Here is a 24080-nt window from a genome sequence, read left to right on the forward strand (position 1 = left end):
GGTGGGGTGCGACCTCAGTCGGGTGAGCGGTAGCGGTGCGCCCACCCGGGGAGTTCGCGCTCGGGCCGGACCTCGGTTGCCACGCGCGAGAAGTCGGTCGCCAGTTGATCCAGCACCCCGTGCAGCTCCACAGTGGACAACCACTCGGCGGGGATGCCCGCGGTGCCGCGCGCGGCACCGAGCAGGCTCCCGCAGATCGCGGCGGAGGCCGCGCTGTCACCGCCGTGCGTGGCGGCCAACGACACCGCCTCGGCGAACGAGTCCGCGTGGGTCAGCGCCGCTGCCACCGCGATCGCCAGTGCCTGCGGTGCCCGCCTGCCCGCGCCGAGCTCGGCCAGTCCGCTCGCGGAGACCGCACCGCGCCGTGCCAGCTCCACCGCCGACCGCAGGGCCGTCGCGGTGCTCTCCGCGCCCTCGCGCTGGTCCAGTTCGGCGAGCACGACCTCGACCGCGTCCAACGGGTCGCGGCCCTCGTGCAGGGCGCACACCAGACCCGCCGCGGCGCCGGCGGGCAGGAACCCGTCCGGATGTCCGTGGGTGAGCACCGCGATGTCGATGCCCAGCGCGATCGCCTGGCGCGGTGTCGGCGCGATGAGCCCCACCACCGAGCCCCGCGCCGTCGCGGCGCCGGTACGCGCGTCGTTCGGCGGGTTCGCCGGGCTGGGCAGCGCCGCCTGGTCGGTGGTGTCGGCCAGCGCCGTCAGCGAGGCGTCGTCCGGGAACCGCTGCGCGTGCAGCAGGCCGGTGCCGGCCAGCTCGCCCGGCGGCAGCTCCGGAGTGATCCGCACGCCCTGGGTGTGCAGCCAGTGCTGCAGCGTGCGGCGCACCATGCTCGGCCAGTGCGTGTTGACCCCGTGGACGGCCGAGTGCAGCTCCGCCCGGACCAGCCCGTCCAGCAGGAACACCGCCTGCTGACCGTACCGGCTCGCCGTGCCGCGGCTGCCGGCGAACTCGGCCATCTCCCGCACACCGTCCGGGTTGTCCTGCAGCAGCGCGCGCAGTTCGGTGAACATCCACGGGGCGCCGAGCGCATCGCCCACGGCCTGTCCGAGCACGCAGCCGCGCATCCGCTCACCGCGGTCGAGCGCGATCGGGGCGGCCGGTTGCACCGCCGCGTCCTGCGTTTCGTGCTCGCCGAGCAGCTGGGTGGCCCGCTCCTGCCCGAACGCTTCCACGAGGAGTTTGCGCAGACCGCGGGTGGGCTCCGCGGACTCACCGGAGCCGGTGTCCCGGAACTTCCGCCACGCGAGGAGCAGGCTCAGTTCTTCCTCGGAGAGCCGGTCGTCCTCCGCGCTCCCGGCGGGGGCGGCGATCGGGACGTCGACGTCCTCCTCGTTGCGCGCGGGCGTGCTCTCGCCCGGAACGCGCACGGGGAGCTCAGCCGCGGCGGTGGGTTCCGCGGCCGGGGCGGCCTCAGCGGCGGAGTCGACATCGCCGGCACGTGCGGAGGTCGTCTCCGCGGCGGTGGCCTCCTCCGCGGCGGAGGTCGTCTCCACGGCGGTGGCCTCCTCCGCGCTGGTGGTCTCCGGCACGATCACCTCCGCCGCGGGGCTCTCCGACGCGGGGCTCTCCGGCGCGGCGGCCGTTGGTGCGGAGACCTCGGCCGCGGCCGATTCAGCCGCGTCCGCCGCGGCCGTGTCCGAGTGCACGGGCGTTTCCGCCGCGGCGATGTCCGACTCCGGTGCCTGCTGCCCGGCGGACTCGGCGGCGGGCGCGCCGCTGCCGACCGGATAGCGGCGCAGCCACTCCTCCTCCTGCGGCGGTTCCGCGCCGAACTCGCGGATCGCGTCGCGCGCGATCTCCTCGATCACGTCGCGCAGCTCCACCGTCTCGCGCCACTCCTGCGGAATCGCCGAGACCGTGCGCGCCGCACCCATGAGGTTGCCGCAGATCGCCGCGGTGGAGTCGCTGGCACCGGAGTGGTTGGCGGCCAGCAGCACCGCGTCGGAGAACGACTCGGGGTGGCTCAGCGCGGCGCAGACGCCGATGGCCAGGGCCTCCTGCCCGTGCTCACCGTTGCCGAGCTGCTTTTCGATCAGCTCGGGGGTGGCCGAGCCGGAGGCGGCGAGTTCGATGCCCTGCCGCAGCGCCGCCGTCGTCTCCTCATGACCGTCCCAACTGGACAGTTCGGTCAGCGCCCGGTCCACCGCCTCCGGCAGGGAACGGCCACCGAGCAGTTGCTGCACGATGACGGCCAGTGCGCCGGCTGGCAGGTAGCCGCTCGGGTGGCCGTGCGTGAGCACGGCTGTCAGCGCCCCGACCTGGCAGACCTCACTGGAGTCCGCGGACCACAGCCCGGCGGGTGCCGCGCGCATGACGCCGCCGCTGCCCTTCGAGTCGTTGACCCGGTGGGAGAACGTGCCGCGCGGGATGCCGCTGGCGTAGCCGTGCAACGCCTGCACGCACGTGGTCTTGGGCGCGCGTCGCATGAACAGGTCCCGGCGCTGGATCAACCAACCGTCCGGGGCGTCGGTGGCGAGCGGCCCGCGGGCGTCGCGCCAGTCGAAACCCTGCGTGTGCAGCCATCGTTGGTAGGCCTGCTGCACCTGTGCGCCCGGTTCCGCCTCGCCGAACAGGCGGCGGCGGATGCTCGCCCGGATGAGCCCTTCGAGGGTGAACACGGTCAACTGGGTCTCGTCGCTGATCGCGCCGCGGTGCGCCTCGGTGAAGTCGGTGATCCCGGAATCGCCGTGTTTGCGGCGGATGCCGGGCAGATCGTCGTCCTCGACCGGGTAGCCGAGCGCGTCCCCGACCGCACCGCCGAGCAGGAAGCCGAGCACGCGGGATTCGAGCAGCTCCGGCGTGGCCGAGCGCCCGGCCTCGTTCGCGGCGGTGAGCGCGGTGCGCACGGCTGCGCCGGCCGCCGCTGATCCGGTGCCCTCCGCGACCTGCGCGCCGGGTGCGGCGTCCGCGAACTCCGCGGTGCCGGGGCGGGATTCGTCCACACCGGACTCGGGTTCGCCCTCGGAGGAGCTGCCGTCCACTGCGGAGGGTGTGCTCTCATCTGCGGTGTCCGGGACGTTTTCCGCATCCCCGTCGTCCGCTGCCTCCGCAGCCTTGCCCGCGCGGGGCAGTTCCGAGTCGAACGCGATGTCCACTGCATCCAGTCGTGCGGGGTAGCGCTCGTGCCAAGCCGAGTCCTCGGGCGGAGTCGGACCGAACTCCCGCAGCGCGTCCGCGGCCAGCTGTTCGACCAGGTGGCGCTGACGCAGGTCGCGCAGCCACACACCGGGCAGGGCCGCGGAGCCGCAACGGGCACCGACGAGCGCGCCGCACAGCGCGCCGGTGGTGTCGCTGGCGCCGGAGTGGTTGACGGCGGTCATCACCGCCTGCGCCACGGTGTCCGTGGCCAGCGCAGCGCACACCGCGATGCCCAGGGCTTCGTGCCCGGCCCAGCCGGACCCGAGGGTGTCGCGGATGCGCTCCGGTGTGGGCGCCTGCGCGCTGAGTTCGACAGCCGCCCGCAGCGCCCGCTCGGTGTCGGCGTGGTTGCGGTAGTCGGCCAGCAGGGTGCGGGCTTCGGCCAGTGCCGTGCCGAGTTCCGCGCCGCGCACCAGGTGGTGCACCAGCACGGCGTGCACGGCGGCGGGCAGGTAGGCGTTCGGATGCGAATACGTCAGCGCCGCGGTGGCCGCCGCGAGTTCGAACACCTCGCGGGGATCGGACGACCACAGGGCCACCGGTGCGGCGCGGACCACGCCGCCGCAGTCCTCGGACTCGTTGATGGCCCGGTCGAACGTGCCGGGAGCACCGACCGCGGCGAACTCGCGCAGCGCGGTGATGCACGTGCTGCTGGGAGCGCGCACGGAGAACAGTTCGCGGTGGCCGATGAGCCAGCCGGTCGGCTCGGGCTGGCTGTCGGCGAACGGTCCGGCGGCGCGGCTCCAGCCGTACCCCTGGGTGTGCAACCACTGCTGGTAGGCGAGCTGCACGGCGGGCAGCGGCTCCGTGGCCGCACCGTTGCGTCGACCCGCGTGGGCGCGGACGAGTCCTTCCAGGGTGAACAACGTGAGCTGGGTGTCGTCGGTGAACGCGCCCGGGTGGTCGGCTCTGCGGTCGTAGTCGGTGATGCCCTCCGGGCCGAACCGGCTGCGGATCTGGTCGACGGGGTAGAACTCGACGGGTGCGCCGAGCGCATCGCCGATCGCACCGCCCAGCAGGGCTCCGAGCACGCGCCGGCCGAAGTCCTCGGAGGTGGGGTCCACCTGCTCCGGGACCTGCTCGGCAGCCTGCGCGGGAGCCTCGACCGGCTGCGCGGGAGCCTCGACCGGCTGCGCGGGTTCTCCGGCCGGCTGCGCGGGGTCGCTGCCGACCGCGGTGCTGGTGCGGGCATCCGGCCCGGCCGCACCGGAGGTGGCGGCTTCTCCGGCGGGGGTCGCTGCACTGCCCGTCTGCTCGGCCGATGCGGCGCTGGCCGTTGCCGCGCCGCTGCCGGTGGCGGGGCTCGCGCCGCCGCCGGTGCCGCCGTCCACCGCCGGCGTGCCGCGGGCGGGGCTTTGCGGTCCTGCGGGTGCTTGTTGGGGTGGTGCTCCCGCGGTGAGCGCGGGCGCGCCGGCGTGCGTCCCGGCCGCGCGGAGGAGCTCTTCGGCCGGTACGCGGGTCTTGATCGGGCTCGTCGGGTTGACGTGCAGGTCCACCCCGGCCAGCGGGTGCGCGGCGAGCTGCCGCCCGGTCAGGTGCTGCCAGCCGGTCGAGGTGCGCGGCAGGTACTGCTCGGAGGTGAACACCTGCAGCTGGCGCCGGCCGGTGGCGTCGGGCTCGGCCACGACCAGACCGCTGCCCTGCGGTTGGGCGGAGAGGATGAGGGTGGCCTCGAGCAGCGCCGTCAGCAGTGCCTGTCCGGGCGCGTAGCCGGTACCGGCGAGCTGCCAGGCGCGTTCGGCGTCGTTGCTCGGTGCCGGCAGGCGCAGCGCGACCGGTGAGGGCCGGTAGTTCGGGTTCGAGGAGAAGTCCTCGGTGATCTCGCCCCGCTCGTCCACCCGGTAACCGCCGATGAATCCCCAGGGCGGGACCTCGGCGTTCGGGTCGGTGAAGATCGGGTCGACGACGTACAGCCAGGTGTTCGGCTGGTTGCGGGCTTGCTCCCGCATCGCTGCTGTGATCACCGGTCGGTTCGCCTGCTGAGTGTCCATCGCGCGTCCTCGCCCCCGATTTTTCCGCCGGCCCTGCATGGAACGCCCCAAACCCCCGTTCACTTGACCGTGTGGTTCTGACTGTTGGACGAACGCGTACCGCAGTCAGTTCCCAGGGTTCGTTACCGTTCCGCACTCTCTCATGCCCACACGGAGTAAAGCTCGCGGTTCGATGCAGACACTGGCAGTTATATCAAGCAGGTTTTCGGGCGATTCAGGCGAAACGGGCGGACTCGTGCATGTTCGGCGCGGTGAGCGCGGCGCGGTAGCGGTCGAGCACGAGCGCGGCGACCTCACCGTCATCGGCCATCGGCGCGGCCAGCAGGGCCTGCGGAACCTCGGCCCGCGCCTGCTCGAGGACGCGGTCCGGCAGCCGCCCGGGCGCGAGAAACCAGGAACCTACCGCGATGCGCCGCGCACCCGCGGCGCGCAGGCGGGTAACCGCCTGCGCAACGGTGGGCTCGGCGGCCGCGGCGAACGCCGCGACCGCATCCGGCCACGCCGCGGCGGCGCGCCACCGCTCGGCCACCTCCGCGACGCTCCGGTTGGCCGGTGGGTGCGACGAGCCGGCACCGGCCAGCACCACCCCCAGTTCCGGGTCGGCGGCATCGGCGCCCGCTTCGGCGAGGCGTCGCCACGCCGCCCGCTCCAAACGCGGATCGGGGCCGAGCACCTCGGCGATCCGCGCCTGCAGGCGGGGATGGCGGCGTTCCGCATCGGCCACCACGCCCGGAATGTCCACCCGCGCGTGGAAGGCGTGCCCCAGCAGCAGCGGGACGACGACGGCGTCCCCGTGGCCATCGCCGTGCACCCCCGCCAGCACATCGCTCACCCGCGGGGCCGACAGGTCCAGGAACGCGGTGCGGACGTCGAGATCCGGGCGCTGCCTGCGGACCTCGTCCACCAGCGCGTGGATCGCCGCGGCCGACCGGGGGTCCCGGCTGCCGTGCGCGACCGCGACCAGCGGAACGTTGCCTGCCGCCATGCCGCTCACGCCGTCGCAGCGGCCAGGGGATGTCCGACGAGACCCGCGCCGAGCGTGTTGCCGTCGGCCGGGTCGAGGACGAGGAACGCACCGGTGCGGCGGTTGTCGGCGTACTCGTCGATCGCCAGCTGCTCCGAGGTGCGCAGCTGCACCCGTCCGATCTCGTTGAGCTCCAACGCCTCCGGTGTGTCCACGGTGGCCAGTTCCTGCTCGTCGAAGCGGCCGGTGAGCTTGGTGACCATCGCCTGCACCGTGCGGGTGCCGTGCTTGACCAGCACGCGGTCGCCGCCGCGCAGCGGCTTCTCGGACAGCCAGCACACCGTGGTGTCGAGCTCGTCGCTCAGCCGCGGCGGGCGGTCGGCGTGGGCAACCAGGTCACCGCGCGCGATGTCGACGTCGTCCTCCAGCAGCAGCGTGATCGGGCGGCCCGCCGCGGCGCTGGCGACCGTTCCGTCCGGTGTGTCCACTTGCGACACCCGCGTGCGCCTTCCGGCGGGCAGCACGACGACCTCGTCGCCGGCGCGGACCACGCCGCTGGCGGACTGGCCGGCGTAGCCCCGGTAGTCGGGCAACTCCTCGGTGCGCGGGCGCACCACGCACTGCACCGCCATCCGGAACGGCGCGTCGTGCGGATCCGGCGCCACCGGCACGGTTTCCAGGTGCTCCAGCAGTGCCGGGCCGGTGTACCACGGGGTGCGTTCGGAACGCCGGACCACGTTGTCGCCGTGCAGCGCGGAAACCGGGATCGTCACGACGGTGTCGTCGGTGTAGCCGAGCGCCTTGGCGTGCTCGGTGAACTCCTTGGCGATCTCGGTGTGCGTGGCCTCGTCGAAGTCCACCATGTCGATCTTGTTCACGGCCAGCACGAGCCGCGGCACGCCCAGCAGCGCCAGCACGGCCGCGTGCCGCCGCGTCTGCTCGAGCACGCCCTTGCGCGCGTCCACCAGCAGCACCGCCAGCTGCGAGGTGGAGGCGCCGGTGACCGTGTTCCGGGTGTACTGCACGTGCCCCGGGGTGTCGGCGAGCACGAAACTGCGGCGCGGCGTGGCGAAGTAGCGGTAGGCAACGTCGATGGTGATGCCCTGCTCCCGCTCGGCGCGCAGACCGTCGACGAGCAGCGAAAGGTCCGGGGTGGACAGTCCGCGTTCCTCGCTGGCCTGGTACACCGCGTCCAGCTGGTCCGCCAGCACGGACTTCGTGTCGTGCAGCAGCCGGCCGACGAGCGTGCTCTTGCCGTCGTCCACCGAACCCGCCGTGGCCAGCCGCAGCAAGTCGGTGCTCTCCGGCAGGACGCCGCTGTCGGACGCGGCGGCCACCGATGGCGTTTCGGAGGTGGTCTCGGTCATGCGTGAACCCATTCTTGTTGCCGGACGGAAAGTGACTAGAAGTAGCCCTCGCGCTTGCGGTCCTCCATGGCCGCCTCGGAAAGCCGGTCGTCGGCCCGCGTGGCGCCCCGCTCGGTCAACCGGCTGGCGCCGACCTCGGCGATGACCTCGTCGAGCGTGCGGGCGGTGGACTCCACCGCCCCGGTGCACGAGCCGTCGCCGACCGTGCGGTAGCGCACCGTTCTGCGGTGCACCTCCTCGCCCTCGCGGGGACCGCCCCAGGGTCCGGCGGTCAGCCACATGCCGTCGCGGAGGAACACCTCGCGTTCGTGGGCGTAGTAGATCGCCGGCAGCTCGACCTTCTCCCGCTGGATGTAGCGCCACACGTCCAGCTCCGTCCAGTTGGACAGCGGGAAGACGCGGACGTGCTCACCGGCGCGGTGCCGCCCGTTGTACAGGTTCCACAGCTCCGGCCGCTGCCGCCGCGGCTCCCACTGGCCGAACGCGTTGCGCAGGCTGAAGATCCGCTCCTTGGCGCGCGAACGCTCCTCGTCGCGCCGGCCGCCGCCGAACACCGCGTCGAACTTGTTGTCCCGGATCGCGTCCAGCAGCGGCGTCGTCTGCAACGGGTTCCGCGTGCCGTCGGGCCGCTCCTCGAGGCGCCCCTCGTCGATGTAGTCCTGCACGGAGGCGACGTGCAGCCGCAAACCGTGCTTTTCGCACAGCTGATCGCGGAACTCGAGGACCTCGGGGAAGTTGTGCCCGGTGTCCACGTGCAGCAGGCCGAACGGGACCGGGGCGGGCCGGAAGGCCTTCAGCGCCAGGTGCAGCAGCAGCGTGGAGTCCTTCCCGCCGGAGAAGAGGATGACCGGGCGGTCGAACTCGCCGGCCACTTCCCGGAAGATGTGGATCGCTTCCGATTCCAGGGCGTCCAGATTGTTCACCTGCGGAGGCGCCTCGCGGGTCGGCTCCGCCACCGTGTCGATGCCGGGATCGGTCGTGGTCATGTCTCCGGTGTCCTCCGTGTTCTCGCGGTGTACCGCGCCCGTCACCCGTGCAGTCCGCATTCGGTCTTGGACGAGCCTGCCCAACGGCCGCTGCGCGGATCGGCGCCCGGGGCGGGCTTGCTGGTGCACGGCGCGCACCCGATCGAGGGGTACCCGGCGTGCACCAGCGGGTTCACCAGCACGTCGCGGCTGTCGATGTAGGACTGCAGTTCCTCGTCCGTCCAGGCCGCCAACGGGTTGATCTTCACCAGCCCGTTGCGGTCGTCCCAGGTGACGATGGGTGTGTTGGCGCGCGTGGGCGCCTCCACCCGGCGCACACCGGTCACCCACGCCTCGTACGGCGCCAGCGTGTTGCGCAGCGGCAGCACCTTGCGCAGGAAGCAGCAGCGGTTCGGGTCACGCTCGTACAGCCGCGGACCTTCGCTCCCGTCCTGCTCGGCCACGGTCTGCTCGGGCGTGGCGTCCACGATGTTCACATCGTAGGTGGCCGCCACGGCGTCGCGTGTGCCGAGCGTCTCAGCGAAGTGGTAGCCGGTCTCCAGGAAGAGGACGTCCACACCGGGCTGCACGCGCGCGGCCAGGTCGATCAGCGAGGCGTCCTGCATGTTCGAAGCGACGATCAGGTTCCGGCCGAACGTCTCCGCCGCCCACGTCAGGGCCTCGTCGGCAGTGGCCTCGGCGAGCTCGGTCGAAGCCTTCTCGGCGAGGCCGTGCAGCTCCTCGTCCGCGCGCCGGTGTCCGATGTCCACGGCCTGCTCCTTCGTGGGGCTCATGAGTCCTGCGCTCCTTCCTGCCGGAAGCGCTCGTGCTCGGGCAGCGCCAGTCCGACCAGCTGCACGGTGAACACGCGCAGGCACGCGGCGCACTTCCACGCGCCGGCCGGTTCCTCCCGCGGCACGAGTTCCTCATCGCCACAGTACGGGCAGTGCAGCGGCGCCATGCGGTTGTCGGCTCGCGTCATGACAGGTCCTCGTCGGTAGCGCGGCCCACCCACTGGGGGAACCGCTCACCCTGCTCGCGCTGCGCGACGTAGCGCCGCACCAGCCGCTCCACGTAATCCCCGAGCTCGGCCGAAGTCACCTTGTGGCCGCGGATCTTGCGGCCGGTGCCGGTGTCGGCCGCCAGCCCGCCGCCGAGGTGCACCTGGAAACCTTCGACCTGGTTGCCGTCCTCGTCGGTGACCATCTGGCCCTTCAGGCCGATGTCGGCGACCTGCGTGCGGGCGCAGGCGTTGGGGCAGCCGTTGAGGGTGACCGCCACCGGGTTCTCCAAGCCGTCCTGGATGTCGCCCAGGCGCTTCTCCAGGTCGCCGACGAGGTCGATCGCCCGCTGCTTGGTCTCCACGATCGCCAGCTTGCAGAACTCGAGGCCGGTGCAGGCCATCACGCCGCGGCGCCACGGCGAGGGCGTCGCGTCCAGGTCGAGTTCGGACATGTCCGAGATGAGCGCGTCCACCTCGGACTCCGGAACGTCCAGCACGAGCAGGTTCTGCTCCACCGTGGTGCGCACCCGCGAGGAGCCGACCCGCTCGGCCGCCTCGGCCGCCTGGACCAGCTTCGACCCGTTCACGCGTCCGGCGGGGGACTTGAAGCCGACGTAGTAGTTGCCGTCCTGCTGCCGGTGCACGCCCAAGTGGTCGCGGGCCTCGGTCGGCGTCTCCGGCGCGGGGCCGTCGAGGAGCTCGCGGTGCAGGTACTCGTCTTCGACCACCTTGCGGAAGGCCTCCGCGCCCCAGTCGTCGACGAGGAACTTCATCCGGGCGCGGTGCCGCAGCCGCCGGTAGCCGTAGTCGCGGAAGACCGCGGTGACCGCGTGCCAGACCTCGGCGACCTCGGAGACCGGGACCCAGGCGCCCAGCCGTTGCGCGAACTTCGGGTTGGTGGACAGCCCGCCACCGACCCACACGTCGAAGCCCGGGCCGTGCTCGGGATGTTCGACCCCGACGAAGGAGACGTCGTTGATCTCCGGCACGGCGTCCCACCGCGGCGAACCGCTGATCGCCGTTTTGTACTTGCGGGGCAGGTTCGCCAGCGACTGGTCGCCGATGTAGCGCTCGTTGATCTCGTGCACCGCGGGGGTGCCGTCGATGATCTCGTCGGCGGCGACGCCGGCGACCGGCGAGCCCAGCACCACGCGCGGGCAGTCGCCGCAGGCCTCGGTGGTGGACAAGCCGACGGACTCCAGCCGCTCCCAGATCGTCGGCATGTCCTCGATGCGGATCCAGTGCAGCTGGATGTTCTGCCGGTCGGTGATGTCGGCCGTGTCGCGGGCGTAGGTCCGGGCGATCTCACCGACGGTGCGCAGCTGCTCGGTGGTCATCGCGCCGCCGTCGATGCGCACGCGCAGCATGAAGTGGTCGTCGTCGAGCTGCTCCGGCTCCAGCGTGCCGGTGCGCCCGCCGGGGATGCCCGGGGCGCGCTGCGTGTACAGGCCCAGCCAGCGGAAACGGCCGCGCAGGTCCTGCGGGTCGATCGAGTCGAAACCGCGGTGCGCGTAGATCCGCTCGACGCGCTCGCGGACGTTGAGCGGATTGTCCTCCTTCTTGAGCCGCTCGTTGGCGTTCAACGGTTCGCGGTGGCCGAGCGCCCACTGGCCCTCACCACGTGCCTTGCGTTTTCGGGCGGGGCGACCGGTTGTTTCCGTCGGGGGGACCATGCTCCGACCTCCGGGATCGTTCAGGCGCGGCGACGCTGCGTGAGTGTGCTCACTCGGAGGCGGCGCAAGCTCACGGCGCGTCCGACGCCTCGTGGACAGGGACGAGAGGAGTGGGCGGTCACACACGTGGGGACGGGCCCGGCACGTGGTGAACGAGGACGGCGCGACTGCGCGCGTGCGACGCGGTTCACCGCCCCTGCTGCGAGGGGCACAGTGCGCTGGAAACCCGGCGCAAGTCGATGTAGCGGCGGGTGACCAGCAGCGTTCCGGTCCCGGTCATACCCATGCCGATCACCCTGCCATCAGCTCACCTGCCGGTCTAGCGGCATCCGCATGGTGGGACAGTGGGGACGTGGCCAAGGAACCGCCGAACGCCGAACCGGCTCCCGCGGACGGGGCGCTGCCGGAAACTGCGCTCGCCGAACTGGGGGATCACCCGTTCGGCGTGTACGTGCACGTGCCGTTCTGCGCCACCCGGTGCGGCTACTGCGACTTCAACACCTACACCGCCGACGAGCTCGGCGACAACGCCGGGTTCGACAGCTGGCTCGACGGCCTGCGCGCCGAACTCGAACTGGGTGCGCGCGTTTCCGCGAGCGCGGGAGGTCCGGTGCCGCCCGCGGAAACGGTCTTCGTCGGCGGCGGCACCCCCTCGCTGATCGGGGCCGACCGCCTCGGCGACGTCCTCGCCGCGGTGCGCGGCACCTTCGGACTGGCCGACGATGCGGAGGTCACCACCGAGTCCAATCCGGAATCGACCTCACCGGAGTTCTTCGCCGGCATCCGCGAGCACGGCTACACGCGCGTGTCGCTCGGCATGCAGTCGGCCGCCGAACACGTCCTGCGGGTGCTCGACCGCCGGCACACGCCCGGACGGGCCGTGCAGGCTGCGCGCGAGGCACGTGCAGCCGGGTTCGACCACGTCAGCCTCGACCTGATCTACGGCACGCCGGGCGAGAGCGACGACGACCTGCGCGCCACCCTCGAAGCGGTGCTCTCCGCCGGGGTGGACCACGTCTCGGCGTACTCGCTCATCGTCGAGGACGGCACCGCGCTGGCGCGCCGGGTGCGCCGCGGCGAACTGCCCGTGCCCGACGAAGACGTGCTGGCCGACCGCTACGAGCTCATCGACGCGCGGCTGTCCGAAGCCGGACTGGGGTGGTACGAGGTGTCCAACTGGGCCGCGGACGAGGCCGCGCGCTGCCGGCACAACCTCGGCTACTGGCACGGCGGCGACTGGTGGGGCGCCGGCCCGGGGGCGCACAGCCACATCGGCGGTGTGCGCTGGTGGAACGTCAAACACCCCGCCCGGTACGCGCGCAGCCTGTCCCAGGGGCTCTCGCCTGCTTCCGGCCGCGAGGTGCTCACCGCCGAGGACCGCCGCATCGAGCGGATCATGCTCGCGCTGCGCACGAGCGACGGGTTGGACCCGGGCGTGCTCGACGAGAAGGGGGTGCGGGAAGCCGAGCAGGCCGTCGCGGACGGGCTGCTGCGGCACGACCGGTGGCAGGACGGGCGCGCCGTGCTCACCGAGCGCGGACGGCTGCTGGCCGACGGAGTGGTGACCCGGCTGCTCGGATGAGGCGCCCGCACCCGTCGCACCGGTCCGGCCCGCGCGGACGCGGCGCGGCTGTTGCGCCGTGGCTGGTAGCGCACCTGCGCCGCGCTGGACCGGGCTCGCCCGCAGCGGGGCGCAGCTGTGATCCTCGTTCGCGTGCCCGGGCGTGGTGCTGCACCCGTAAACTGGGTGGTGGGGAGCACCGGTGGTCCCGCTGCGCTGCTCACCCGCCGCGGTGCCCGTTGCGGTGCCCATCCGTCGCGGTGCGGGAGCGGACGCCGCGGGCACGTCGTCGTGGTCCACGTGCGGCGCTGTTCGGAGCAGGGCCGGCAATCGTGGGCGTGCGGCCCGGCGGTGCCGGGCCGTGGAGGTCGATGCCGAGTGGGAGGTGGCGAGTGAACACCGACGACCGCCGTTTCGAGGTGCTGCGGGCCATCGTCGCCGACTACGTCTCCAGCCAGGAACCCATCGGCTCGAAAGCGCTCGTCGATCGCCACAACCTCGGCGTGTCCAGCGCCACCGTGCGCAACGACATGGCCTCCCTCGAAGAGGACGGCTACATCGCCCAGCCGCACACCAGCGCCGGGCGGGTGCCCACCGACAAGGGCTACCGCATGTTCGTCGACCGGCTGCACGAGGTGAAGCCGCTGACCGCCGCCGAACGCCGCGCGATCTACACCTTCCTGGAAAGCGCGGTGGACCTCGACGACGTGATGCGGCGCAGCGTGCGCCTGCTGGCGCAGCTGACCCAGCAGGTCGCCGTGGTGCAGTACCCCACGTTGACGCGCTCCACGGTGCGGCACGTCGAAGTCGTCACCATCACCCCCGCCCGGCTGATGCTCGTGCTCATCACCAACACCGGACGGGTCGACCAGCGCATGGTGGACCTCGGTGACGTCATCTCCGAGGACGACGTCGCGCAGCTGCGCACCGTGCTGAACAACGCGATGTCCGAGAAGCGGCTCGCCGACGCCTCCGCGGCGGTCGCCGACCTGCCCGAGCACGGCCCGGACGAGCTGCGCCCGGTCCTCGTGCGGGTGAGCAGCGTGCTCATCGAGTCGCTGGTCGAGCACCCCGACGAGCGTATGGTCCTGGGAGGGACCTCGAACCTCACGCGCAACGTCGCGGACTTCTCCGACTCGTTGCGCCAGGTGCTGGAAGCCCTGGAGGAGCAGGTGGTGGTGCTCAAGCTGCTCGCCGCCGCACGCGACTCGCGTACGGTGCACGTGCGGATCGGGGCGGAGAACGAAGCGGAGGAGATGCAGACCACCTCGGTGGTGTCCACCGGGTACGGGGCGGATGGGACCGTGCTCGGCGGGCTGGGCGTGGTCGGCCCCACGCGCATGGACTACCCCGGGACGATGGCGGCGGTGCGTGCGGTCGCCACGTACGTGGGTGAGATCCTGCGGGGCCGGTGACCGTTCCGGCGCGCGCCCGCCTGCGCACGAGCCGGCGGCGACAGCCGCGGCGTCGGTGCGACCGATACGTGAACCTGTTGATCGACCAGAGGAAGTACGGACAAGGTGGCCAGGGACTACTACGCGATCCTCGGAGTGTCCAAGGACGCGACCGCGGAGCAGATCAAACGTGCGTACCGCAAGCTCGCGCGGGAGCTGCACCCGGATGTCAACCCGGAAGAGGACGCGCAGGAGCGGTTCCGGGAAGTGACCACCGCTTATGAGGTGCTGTCCGACCCGCAGAAGCGGCAGGTCGTGGACATGGGCGGCGACCCCATGGACAGCGGCGGCGGTGCCGGAGGCGGCGGTGGCGATCCGTTCGCCGGATTCGGCGGCCTCGGCGACATCATGGATGCCTTCTTCGGCGGCGGCATGGGCGGTGGCGGCCGCGGACCGAAGAGCCGGGCGCAGGCCGGTTCCGACGCGCTGCTGCGCCTGGAGATGACCCTCGAGGAGTGCGCCAGCGGCATCGACCGGGACATCACCGTGGACACCGCGGTGCTGTGCGACACCTGCGACGGCGGTGGGTGCAAGGCCGGTACGGCCCCGTCCACCTGCGACAACTGCGGCGGTCGCGGCGAGATCCAGTCGGTGCAGCGCTCCTTCCTGGGGCAGGTCATGACCTCGCGGCCGTGCCCCGTCTGCCACGGCTTCGGCGAGGTCATCCCCGAACCGTGCCAGCAGTGCGGCGGTGAGGGCCGGATCCGCGCGCGGCGCACGATCACGGTCAAGATCCCCGGCGGTGTCGGCGACGGGATGCGCGTGCGCCTCGCCGGGGAGGGCGAGGTCGGTCCGGGTGGCGGCCCGGCGGGCGACCTGTTCGTCGAGGTCGAGGAGCAGCCGCACGAGCGGTTCACCCGGGACGGCGCCGACCTGCACTGCACGATCGACCTGCCCATGACCGCCGCGGCGCTGGGCACCGTGCTGACGCTGCGCACCCTCGACGGCGAGGAGGAGGAGATCAGCGTCGAGGCCGGCACGCAGTCCGGTACCGAGCAGGTCTTCACCGGCCGCGGGCTGCCGAAGCTGCGTTCCAACGGCAAGGTCAGCGGGCACGGCAACCTGCACGTGCACCTCAACGTCGAAGTGCCCGCGAAGCTCGACGACCAGCAGGCCGAGCTGCTGCGCCAACTCGCCGCTCTGCGCGGGGAGGAGCAGCCGGAACCGACCGTGTCGGCCAACGGCAACGGACACCGCAGCGGGATCTTCTCCCGGTTCAAGTCGTTCGGGAACCGCTGAGCCGTGCCGGACGGGCTGCCGGTCTTCCACGTCGACGAGCTGCCCGGTGATGCCCGCACCGCGCTGGGCGGTGCGGAAGGCAAGCACGCCGCGACCGTCCGGCGCCTGCGCGAGGGGGAGGACCTCCTGCTCGCCGACGGGCGCGGGGGGATGGCGAAGTGCTCGGTTGCCGGGGTCGGCAAGGACGAACTCGCGCTCGAGGTGACCGAGACCTGGCACGTGCCGCAGCCGCGGCTGCGGGTGCGGCTGGCCCAAGCCCTCGTCAAGGGCGACCGCAGCCAGCTGCCCGTGGAGGTCGCGACCGAAGCGGGCGTGGACGCGGTCGTGCCGTGGCAGGCCGCGCGGTGCGTCGCGAAATGGGACGACGGGCCGCGCGGCGCGAAAGCCCTCGGCCGGTGGCGGGAAACGGCGCGCGAGTCGGCCAAGCAGGCGCGGCGCGCGTGGACCCCCGAAGTCGCGGGCCCGGTGGGCACGCGCGAGCTGGCGCGGCTCGTCGGCGAGGCCGACGCCGCGCTCGTGCTGCACGAGGCCGGGAGCACGGCGCTGCGCTCGGTGGAGCTGCCCGGTTCCGGGGAAGTGCTGCTGATCGTCGGCCCGGAGGGCGGGATCGCCCCCGCGGAGGTGGAGCAGTTGGCGGCGGCCGGAGCGCGGCCGGTCCGGCTCGGGCCGAGCGTGCTGCGCGCCTCCACCGCGCCGGCCGTGGCCCTGGGGGCGCTCGGCGTCCGCACCGAACGGTGGTGTTGACCACACCGCCCGTTCGGTTGTGCGCGCGCGGCCGGATGGGACCGAGATCAATTCTGCGCCGGGGTGCTGGTGTCACTCCTCCGAGGGGCGGTAGCGTCGCGGCCGAACGGGTTGCCGATCGGACCCTTCCGCCCGCCGGACACCTCCCCCCTCGGTCCGGCGGGAGCCGTGCCGCAGGTGGATGACCCCCAGATCCATTCCTGCGGCACGGCGTCGAAAACAGTGGTGGGTTCCGTTGCGCAAGGCCCCTGTGGCAGAACCTCCAGCACGTCTCTCGTTCCGGGTGCCCTCCTTGAGTAGTCCGCCTACGCAGCGTCGGACCTTCCTCACGAGAGACGCACTGGAGAACCTGCGGCTGGTGCGTTGCTTGCTGGGTGCTCGACGCTTCGCGTCGAAATGGTGGCTGCGGGTCGCGGCTTGTCGTGTCCGGCAGTGCGCTCTGGCTTTGACGACCCCCGCGGATCACGGGTGGTGGCGCGCGGGGCCGGTGGCGCTCGGCGATAATCTCCGGGCATGAGTGACACGGACTCGCTGTTCCAGCGGATCATCGACCGCGAAATCCCCGCCGACATCGTGCGGGAGAACGACCGGCTCATCGCCATCCGGGACATCAACCCGCAGGCGCCGACCCACGCGCTGGTCATCCCCAAGAGCCCCTACCGCAACGCCGCCGAGCTCGCGGCCGGCGACCCCGGCCTGCTGGCCGAACTGATCGAAACCGCCCACGCCATCGCCGCGGACGACGACATCGTCGAGTCCGGCTACCGGCTGCTGTTCAACACCAACGCCGACGCCGGCCAGACCATCTTCCACGTGCACCTGCACCTGCTCGGCGGGGAGAACCTCGGCGGGATGACCGGCGGGCCGATCAAGGGCTGAGCCGACCGGCCGTCCCGGCTGCGCGGCGCGCCGGGCCGAGCAGCACGGCTGCCGGCGATCCGGTGCGCACGTGACCGGGTCGTGCGGTGACTCCGGGCGTGCGGTGGTCCCGGGGCGTGCGGTGACTCCGGGCGTGCGGTGGTCCCGGGGCGTGCGGTGACTCCGGGTGTGCGGCGGCTCCGCGCTCGCCCGCCCGCCGCACGCGGCGGTGCACGCGCAGCCGGGCGCGAATTGTCGAGTGTTCTACCATCGGTGGTACGACCCCGCCGGGCGGCGAGTTCGCTCGCGAGGGCGTTGGAACTGTCCGTCGAGCAGCGCAGCGAGCGCAGAAAGCAGGGCCCGAAACCACGTGGCCGGAATCCCCACCGGCGGTGCCGCCGCCGAGTCCGGAGAACAGTCGCGGAACTTCTCCGCGCAATCGACAGTGACCGTCCCGGACGAGCTCGTGCTGACCTTGCTCGGCTCGCGGGACGCGAACCTCCGCGTCGCGGAGGATCTCCTCGCCGCGGACGTGCACGTCCGCGGCAACGAAGTCACTCTTTCGGGCGAGTCGGCGGAGGTGGCCTTCGCCGAACGCGTCCTCGCCGAGCTCATCACCCTGGCGAGCAAGGGCACCGTCACGCCCGACGCCGTCCGCCGCAGCGTGTCGATGCTCTCCGAGGGCAACAACGAGTCACCGGCAGAAGTGCTCAGCCTCGACATCCTCTCGCGCCGCGGCCGGACGATCCGCCCGAAGACGCTCAACCAGAAGCGCTACGTCGAAGCGATCGACCAGAACACCGTCGTGTTCGGCATCGGCCCGGCCGGTACCGGCAAGACCTACATGGCCATGGCCAAGGCGGTGCAGGCGCTGCGCGCGAAGGAGGTCAACCGGATCATCCTCACGCGTCCCGCGGTGGAAGCGGGCGAGCGGTTGGGCTACCTGCCCGGGTCGCTGTACGAGAAGATCGACCCGTACCTGCGTCCGCTGTACGACGCGCTGCACGACATGATCGATCCGGAGTCGGTGCCGCGCCTGACCCAGTCCGGAACCATCGAGATCGCCCCGCTGGCCTACATGCGCGGGCGCACGCTCAACGACGCGTTCATCATCCTCGACGAGGCGCAGAACACCACGCTGGAACAGATGAAGATGTTCCTCACCCGCCTCGGGTTCGGATCGCAGATCGTGGTCACCGGCGACATCACGCAGATCGACCTGCCGGGTGGTCAGCGCAGCGGCCTGAAGGTGGTGCAGGACATCCTCGGTGGCCTCTCCGACGTGCACTTCGCCCACCTCGACAGCCAGGACGTGGTGCGCCACCAGCTGGTGACCGACATCGTCGACGCCTACGACAGGTGGCAGGCCGCGGAAGAAGCGCAGCGCGACAACAACGAGAACGGCCGGCCCGGCAACGGCCGAGGCCGGCGGGGACACGGATGAGCATCGAATTCGCCAACGAGACGAGTGCCGACCTGCCCGGGGACTCGATCGTCTCCGCGGCCCGGTTCGCACTGGACAAGATGAGCGTCAGCCAGCTCGCCGAGCTGTCCGTCATCATGGTCGAACAGGACGTGATGGCGGATCTGCACGAGCGGTGGATGGACCTGCCCGGTCCCACCGACGTGATGGCGTTCCCCATGGACGAGTACGACACGACGCGCCGTCCGGACACGGCCGGTTCCGGCCCCGCGCTGCTCGGCGACATCGTGCTCTGCCCCGAGTTCGCCGAGGACCAGGCGGCCAAGGCCGGCCACGGGCTGTTCGACGAACTGCACCTGCTCACCGTGCACGGCGTGCTGCACCTGCTCGGCTACGACCACGCCGAGCCGGAGGAGGAGCGGGAGATGTTCGGTCTGCAGAACCGCATCCTCGCCGACTACCGCCACGAGCAGGAAACCGCGCGGCAGGAGGAGCAGCAGCGCAGCGCCGACGAACGCCTGCTGGGCACCGTCGGCCTGGACGACCCGCAGGACGAGCGCCCGCGAGGGTGACCGGCGGAGGAGTGCGGCCAGCAGCGATGCGATGAAGGCAGTGGTGTTGCGAGCTCCAGGGAACGGCGGCGATGTCCGGTAGTACCGCGCTGCTCGGGTGGGCGGTGCTGCTGGTGCTCGCCGCCGGCCTGTTCGCGGCCTCGGAAGCGGCGATCACCGCGGTCTCCCGCGCGCGGGTGGACGAACTCGTGCGCCAGGGCAGCAGCGGGGCGCGGCAGCTCTCCGCCGTGCTCGCCGACCGTCCGCGGCACGTCAACCTGCTGTTGCTGCTGCGCCTGGCCTGCGAGCTCGGTGCCACCGTGCTCGTCACCGTGCTGGCGCTGCGACTGGCGGACTCGGACGCCTGGGCGGTCGTCGCCGCCGCGCTGATCATGCTGCTGGCCTCGTACGTGCTCGTCGGCGTCGGTCCGCGCACCATCGGACGCCAACACCCCTACGGCGTAGGCGCGAAAGTCGCCGGGCCGGTGCGCGCCGTGGCGCGCGTGCTCACCCCGCTCACCCGCCTGCTGATCCTCATCGGGAACCTCATCACGCCGGGCCGCGGGTTCCGCGAAGGACCGTTCTCCACCGAGGTGGAACTGCGCGAGCTCGTCGACATCGCCGGTGAGAGCGGCGTCGTCGCCGCCGGCGAGCGCAAGATGATCCACTCCGTGTTCGACCTCGGCGACACGCTCGCGCGGGAGGTCATGGTGCCGCGCACCGAGATCATCTGGATCGAACGCGGCAAGTCCGCGCGGCAGGCGCTCGCGCTGTGCCTGCGGTCCGGTTTCTCCCGCCTGCCCGTGATCGGCAGCAGCGTCGACGACATCGTCGGCGTGGTCACCCTCAAAGAACTCACCCGCGCGGTGATGGAGCGGTCCGAGGGCGACCGCACCTCGCCGGCGGTGGGTGAGCTCATGCGGACGGCGAGCTTCGTCCCCGACACGAAGCGGCTGGACGGGTTGCTGCGCGAGATGCAGCGTTCGCGCAGCCACCTCGCCATCGCCGTCGACGAGTACGGGGGCACGGCGGGGCTGCTGACCATCGAGGACATCATCGAGGAGATCGTCGGGGAGATCACCGACGAGTCGGACCGCGAGGAACACCGCCCCGTCGAGGAGTTCTCCGACGGAACCGTCCGCGTCATTTCCCGGTTGCCCGTGCAGGACCTGGCCGAGCTGTTCCAGGCGGAGATCGACGCCGGCGATGTCGAAACCGTCGGCGGACTGCTGGCGCAGCGGCTCGGGCGCGTGCCGCTGCCCGGTGCGGAAGCCGAGGTGGCCGGGCTGCGGCTGCGCGCCGAAGGCGGCAAGGACCACCGCGGCAGGATTCGGATCAACGCACTGCTGGTGCGGCGGGTCGAACCGGCCGAGGGCTCCGAGCAGGCGGTTGCCGAGCGGTCCGGGGACGGAACCGGCGCACAACAGGAAGGAAGCGATACACGTGGCTGAACGGGTGGAAACCGCTGCACCGGCCGAGCTGGGCGGCGAGGACGCCAAGATCGTGACCCTGGCCCGCTCGGCGCGGGCTCGGACCGGCGCCGCGGAGGGTGCCGCCGTTCGCGACGTCGACGGGCGCACCTACGCGGCGTGCACGGTCGAGCTGGACTCGCTGCGGCTGTCGGCGCTGCAGGCGGCTGTCAGCGCTGCCGCCTCCAGCGGCGCCCCGGGGCTGGAGGCCGCGGCCGTGGTGACCGACGCCACCGAGGTCTCCGAGGAGTCCCTCGCTGCGGTGCGCGACCTCGCGGCCGGGGCCCCCGTGCTGCGCGCCGACTCCCAGGGCGCGGTGCAGGGCGTCGTGCACTCCTGAGGCGCTCGTGCGGGCGCGGTGCACCGACGGCCGGTGCACCGCCGTCCGCCGTGCGGGGACCGGGCGTGGTGGCGGGCGCGGCCGCTGGGCACAATGGGGCGGTGAGCAGCAACGAGTCCGAGTCGTCCCAGTCCGTCGCCGAACACCGTTCCGGTTTCGCGTCCTTCGTCGGTCGCCCGAACGCGGGCAAGTCCACGCTGACGAACGCGCTCGTGGGCACGAAGGTGGCCATCACCTCCAGCAAGCCGCAGACCACGCGGCACGCGATCCGCGGCATCGTGCACCGCCCCGACGCGCAGTTGATCATCGTCGACACGCCCGGGTTGCACCGCCCGCGGACGCTGCTGGGGCAGCGGCTCAACGACCTCGTCTACGACACCTGGTCGGAAGTCGACGTGGTCGGCTTCTGCATGCCGGCCGACCAGGCCATCGGGCCGGGCGACCGCTACATCGCGGAACAGCTGCGCAAGGTGGCGGCGGAGACCCCCGTCGTGGGCATCGTCACCAAGACCGACGCGGCGAGCCGCAAGCAGGTCGTCGACCAGCTGCTGGCGGTGCAGGAGCTGATGGACTTCGCCGAGATCGTCCCGGTCTCGGCGCAGGAGACGGTGCAGCTGGACGTGCTCTCGGACGTGCTCTGCAAGCAGCTGCCGGAAGGTCCGCAGCTGTACCCGGACGGCGAGTTGACGGACGAGCCGGAGACCACGGTCATGGCCGAGCTGATCCGGGAGGCCGCGCTCGAGGGCGTGCGCGACGAACTGCCGCATTCGCTGGCCGTGACCGTCGAGGAGATGCAGCAGCGCGAGGACCGCGACGACATGCTCGACGTGTACGCCACGATCTACGTGGAGCGGCAGAGCCAGAAGGCCATCGTCATCGGTCGCGGCGGCCAGCGCCTGCGCGAGGTCGGTTCCCAGGCGCGCCGGCACATCCGCCGGCTGCTCGGCAACAAGATCTACCTAGACCTGCACGTCAAGGTCGCCAAGGAATGGCAGCGCGACGCGAAGCAGCTGAACCGGTTGGGTTTTTGAGCGGTTCCGCGGAGCCGGCACGGTGCGGCGCTCCCGTGCGGTAGATTGCCCGAGCCCGCGGAACGTGATCACCCGCGGCCGCCGAGGGAAATAGACTTGAGCAAAAGGGACCATTCGTGACTAACCCCTATGGGCAGCACCCGGGGCAGCAGCCTCAGCAAGGCGGCGGCTATCCGCACTCCGGGCCGCAACCCCAGCAGCCGTACGGACAGGCCGGCCCGTACGCGCAGTCCGGGCCGATGCCGCAGCAGCAACAGCAGCCGTACGGCCAGCAGCCGTACGGAGCGCCTCCCCCGTACGGCCAGCCGCAGCCCGGTGGTGCGCCGCCGAACAACAACCTGGGGTGGGCGATCGGTTCGATCTTCCTGTGCTGGCCCTTCGCGATCGCGGCGTTGATCAAGGCGACCTCCGTGCAGAGCCTGTGGCAGCAAGGCCAGGTCATGGAGGCCCACCAAGCCGGTGCCGACGCCAAGAAGTGGGGCAAGATCGGCATCATCGTCGGCGCCTGCGGCTGGGGACTGCTCATTCTCCTCTACATCGCCGTGATCCTGATCAGCGTGTTCGCTGCCAGCAGCAGCAGTACCTACTGAATCCTCCGGTGGCTCGCCCGCTCGCGGGAGCGGGCGAGCCACCGTCCTCGTGCGGGGGCTGAAAACCCGGAAATGTCCGAGCTGCTCGTGATCACTCATGTGGTGTTCTTCAGCGGGGTTTTCCACATGTCCGGAGAATTCGCGGCGTGACCGCGCAGACGGCTCGGCGCATGGCGCTGCCCGCGATGACCACGGGTGCGGCGTGCGCCGCCGCGGTGGTGGTGGTGCTCGCTGCCCCGACTTCTCCGGATGCGGGAATCCCGCTGCCGCCGTGCCCGGTGAGGTTCCTGACCGGCTTCGATTGCCCCGGTTGCGGTTCGACGCGGGTGCTGTACAGCCTGCTGCACGGAGACGTGCTCGCCGCGCTCGACTACAACACCGGTCTCGTGCTGTTCCTGCCGTTCTTCCTGTGGACCTGGACCGCGTGGGTGGTCGGTCGCTGGAACGACCGGCGCTACAGCACCTGGGAGCAGTGGCGGTGGGCGCCGGTGACGGCGCTGGTCCTGATCCTGCTGTGGACGCTGGCGCGGAATCTACCGTTCGCGCCGTTCACCGCCCTCGCTTCCGACACCTGAGGTGCCGTGCGGGACGCGCACCGGCGGAACCTGCCCGCGGGGGCCGAGAGTTGATATCTTCCGCGGTCGGTCCTGTCGGCGCATCGGAGCTTGCTGAGGCCACATCGCCCTGAGGCAGATCAAGAAGCAGCCGCACCGCTACGAAGGACGTGGTGCGGCGTTGACGGGCGTGATCGTCGGCTGGAGCGTCTGCGGGCTCTGGATCCTGCTCGGTGGTTTTGTGACGGTGGCCCTCATGGCGGGTTCGTGACTGCCACCGGGGCGTCCGCGGCGGGTGCGATGATGGCGGCGTGAGTTTCTACCGGGACACCGGGGTCGTGCTGCGCGTGCAGAAGCTCGGCGAAGCCGACCGCATCGTCACCCTGCTCACCCGCCGCCACGGTAAGGTGCGCGCGGTGGCCAAGGGCGTGCGCCGCACCAACTCGCGCTTCGGGGCCCGGGTGGAGCCGTTCGGCCACGTCGACGTGCAGTTCCACACCGGACGCACCCTCGACGTCATCACGCAGGTGCAGACCCTGGACGCGTTCGGCATGCGCATCGTGTCCGACTACCGGCGCTACACCACGGGCTGCGCGGCGCTGGAAACCGTGGACAGGCTGGCGGCCGAAGAGGGCGAACCCGTGCTGCGGCTGTACCTGCTGGTGGTCGGCGCGCTGCGTGCGCTCGCCGAGGGCCGGCGCGACCCGTCGCTCGTGCTGGACGCGTTCGTGCTGCGCGCCATGGCCTTCGCCGGATGGGCTCCGGCCGTCGACGCGTGCGCCCGCTGCGGCCTGCCCGGGCCGCACGCCGCGTTCCACGTGGCCGCCGGCGGAGCGGTCTGCGTGCCCTGCCGCCCCGCGGGCTCGGTGCACCCCTCGGAGCGCACCATGCCGCTCATGGCCGCGCTGCTGCACGGCGACTGGGACACCGCCGAGGCGGCGTCCGAACCGGTGCGCCGGGAGGCCAGCGGCCTGGTGGCCGCGCACCTGCAGTGGCACATGGAACGGCAGCTGCGCTCGCTGCCGCTGGTGGAGCGCACCGCACCCGAATTCATCCGCGAGCGGGCCACCCCGTTCGACGAGGAGGACGAGGAGACCGCCGAAGTCGCCGGGACGGACCGGTGCTCACCCGGTCGAGCACCGTCGGGACAATGAGGCGGTCC

General features: G+C 71.9%; 22 protein-coding genes. 14 read left to right on the forward strand and 8 right to left on the reverse strand.

Annotated elements, in window-relative coordinates; genetic code table 11:
• Positions 1 to 14: 14 nt before the first annotated feature.
• The 8 genes from ACVGV2_RS05620 to ACVGV2_RS05655 all read right to left on the reverse strand — a co-directional run bounded on the left by ACVGV2_RS05620 (position 15) and on the right by ACVGV2_RS05655 (position 11390).
• On the reverse strand, positions 15 to 5132 hold the full coding sequence (locus ACVGV2_RS05620; protein ID WP_459164984.1) for a type VII secretion system-associated protein: 5118 nt from the start codon (positions 5130 to 5132) through the stop codon (positions 15 to 17).
• Between the two features lie 214 nt (positions 5133 to 5346).
• Positions 5347 to 6117 carry a sirohydrochlorin chelatase gene (locus ACVGV2_RS05625; RefSeq protein ID WP_459164985.1) on the reverse strand — a complete coding sequence of 257 codons (771 nt, stop codon included), beginning with the start codon at positions 6115 to 6117 and terminating at the stop codon, positions 5347 to 5349.
• Between the two features lie 5 nt (positions 6118 to 6122).
• The gene (locus ACVGV2_RS05630; RefSeq protein ID WP_459164986.1) at positions 6123 to 7463 is read right to left on the reverse strand and encodes a sulfate adenylyltransferase subunit 1; all 1341 of its coding nucleotides are present in this window, start codon (positions 7461 to 7463) and stop codon (positions 6123 to 6125) included.
• A gap of 35 nt (positions 7464 to 7498) precedes the next feature.
• Positions 7499 to 8449 (reverse strand): sulfate adenylyltransferase subunit CysD, encoded by a 951-nt coding sequence (gene cysD / locus ACVGV2_RS05635; RefSeq protein ID WP_459164987.1) that lies wholly within the window; start codon positions 8447 to 8449, stop codon positions 7499 to 7501.
• A 41-nt stretch (positions 8450 to 8490) separates the two neighbouring features.
• Positions 8491 to 9222 carry a phosphoadenylyl-sulfate reductase gene (locus ACVGV2_RS05640; protein ID WP_459164988.1) on the reverse strand — a complete coding sequence of 244 codons (732 nt, stop codon included), beginning with the start codon at positions 9220 to 9222 and terminating at the stop codon, positions 8491 to 8493.
• Complete coding sequence (locus ACVGV2_RS05645; RefSeq protein ID WP_459164989.1) at positions 9219 to 9410, reverse strand: hypothetical protein; 192 nt, start codon at positions 9408 to 9410, stop codon at positions 9219 to 9221. Before ACVGV2_RS05645 ends, ACVGV2_RS05640 begins: the two co-directional genes overlap by 4 nt.
• Positions 9407 to 11104, reverse strand: a complete 1698-nt coding sequence (locus ACVGV2_RS05650; protein WP_459164990.1) for a nitrite/sulfite reductase — start codon at positions 11102 to 11104, stop codon at positions 9407 to 9409. Before ACVGV2_RS05650 ends, ACVGV2_RS05645 begins: the two co-directional genes overlap by 4 nt.
• A 187-nt stretch (positions 11105 to 11291) precedes the next feature.
• Positions 11292 to 11390 (reverse strand): putative leader peptide, encoded by a 99-nt coding sequence (locus ACVGV2_RS05655; RefSeq protein WP_459164991.1) that lies wholly within the window; start codon positions 11388 to 11390, stop codon positions 11292 to 11294.
• A gap of 66 nt (positions 11391 to 11456) precedes the next feature.
• Here ACVGV2_RS05655 and hemW point away from each other — a divergent pair, with 66 nt between their 5' ends.
• The 14 genes from hemW to recO all read left to right on the forward strand — a co-directional run bounded on the left by hemW (position 11457) and on the right by recO (position 24072).
• A complete protein-coding gene (gene hemW, locus ACVGV2_RS05660; RefSeq protein ID WP_459164992.1) occupies positions 11457 to 12686 on the forward strand; it encodes a radical SAM family heme chaperone HemW in 1230 nt (409 codons plus the stop codon).
• 350 nt (positions 12687 to 13036) lie between these two features.
• Positions 13037 to 14080, forward strand: a complete 1044-nt coding sequence (gene hrcA / locus ACVGV2_RS05665; protein WP_459164993.1) for a heat-inducible transcriptional repressor HrcA — start codon at positions 13037 to 13039, stop codon at positions 14078 to 14080.
• A gap of 105 nt (positions 14081 to 14185) precedes the next feature.
• Positions 14186 to 15358 carry a molecular chaperone DnaJ gene (gene dnaJ, locus ACVGV2_RS05670; RefSeq protein ID WP_459164994.1) on the forward strand — a complete coding sequence of 391 codons (1173 nt, stop codon included), beginning with the start codon at positions 14186 to 14188 and terminating at the stop codon, positions 15356 to 15358.
• Between the two features lie 3 nt (positions 15359 to 15361).
• Positions 15362 to 16102, forward strand: coding sequence for a 16S rRNA (uracil(1498)-N(3))-methyltransferase (locus ACVGV2_RS05675; protein ID WP_459164995.1), 741 nt, complete (start codon positions 15362 to 15364; stop codon positions 16100 to 16102).
• A 513-nt stretch (positions 16103 to 16615) separates the two neighbouring features.
• The gene (locus ACVGV2_RS05680; RefSeq protein ID WP_459164996.1) at positions 16616 to 16981 is read left to right on the forward strand and encodes a histidine triad nucleotide-binding protein; all 366 of its coding nucleotides are present in this window, start codon (positions 16616 to 16618) and stop codon (positions 16979 to 16981) included.
• Between the two features lie 349 nt (positions 16982 to 17330).
• A complete protein-coding gene (locus ACVGV2_RS05685; protein ID WP_459164997.1) occupies positions 17331 to 18404 on the forward strand; it encodes a PhoH family protein in 1074 nt (357 codons plus the stop codon).
• Positions 18401 to 18955 carry an rRNA maturation RNase YbeY gene (ybeY, locus tag ACVGV2_RS05690; protein WP_459164998.1) on the forward strand — a complete coding sequence of 185 codons (555 nt, stop codon included), beginning with the start codon at positions 18401 to 18403 and terminating at the stop codon, positions 18953 to 18955. The genes ACVGV2_RS05685 and ybeY overlap by 4 nt, the downstream gene beginning before the upstream one ends.
• A 71-nt stretch (positions 18956 to 19026) precedes the next feature.
• Complete coding sequence (locus ACVGV2_RS05695) at positions 19027 to 20385, forward strand: hemolysin family protein (RefSeq protein WP_459164999.1); 1359 nt, start codon at positions 19027 to 19029, stop codon at positions 20383 to 20385.
• Entirely contained in the window at positions 20378 to 20743 is a 366-nt protein-coding gene (locus tag ACVGV2_RS05700; RefSeq protein ID WP_459165000.1) for a cytidine deaminase, read from the forward strand. Before ACVGV2_RS05695 ends, ACVGV2_RS05700 begins: the two co-directional genes overlap by 8 nt.
• A 101-nt stretch (positions 20744 to 20844) precedes the next feature.
• Entirely contained in the window at positions 20845 to 21774 is a 930-nt protein-coding gene (era, locus tag ACVGV2_RS05705; protein WP_459165001.1) for a GTPase Era, read from the forward strand.
• A 116-nt stretch (positions 21775 to 21890) separates the two neighbouring features.
• Positions 21891 to 22364, forward strand: coding sequence for a CD225/dispanin family protein (locus ACVGV2_RS05710; protein WP_459165002.1), 474 nt, complete (start codon positions 21891 to 21893; stop codon positions 22362 to 22364).
• 146 nt (positions 22365 to 22510) lie between these two features.
• Positions 22511 to 22939: a DUF2752 domain-containing protein gene (locus ACVGV2_RS05715; protein ID WP_459165003.1), complete on the forward strand. Its 429-nt coding sequence runs from the start codon at positions 22511 to 22513 to the stop codon at positions 22937 to 22939.
• Positions 22940 to 23048: 109 nt separating this feature from the next.
• Positions 23049 to 23189 (forward strand): hypothetical protein, encoded by a 141-nt coding sequence (locus ACVGV2_RS05720; RefSeq protein WP_459165885.1) that lies wholly within the window; start codon positions 23049 to 23051, stop codon positions 23187 to 23189.
• 40 nt (positions 23190 to 23229) lie between these two features.
• On the forward strand, positions 23230 to 24072 hold the full coding sequence (gene recO / locus ACVGV2_RS05725) for a DNA repair protein RecO (RefSeq protein ID WP_459165004.1): 843 nt from the start codon (positions 23230 to 23232) through the stop codon (positions 24070 to 24072).
• Positions 24073 to 24080: the final 8 nt, after the last annotated feature.

The organism is Bounagaea algeriensis, from assembly GCF_054491375.1.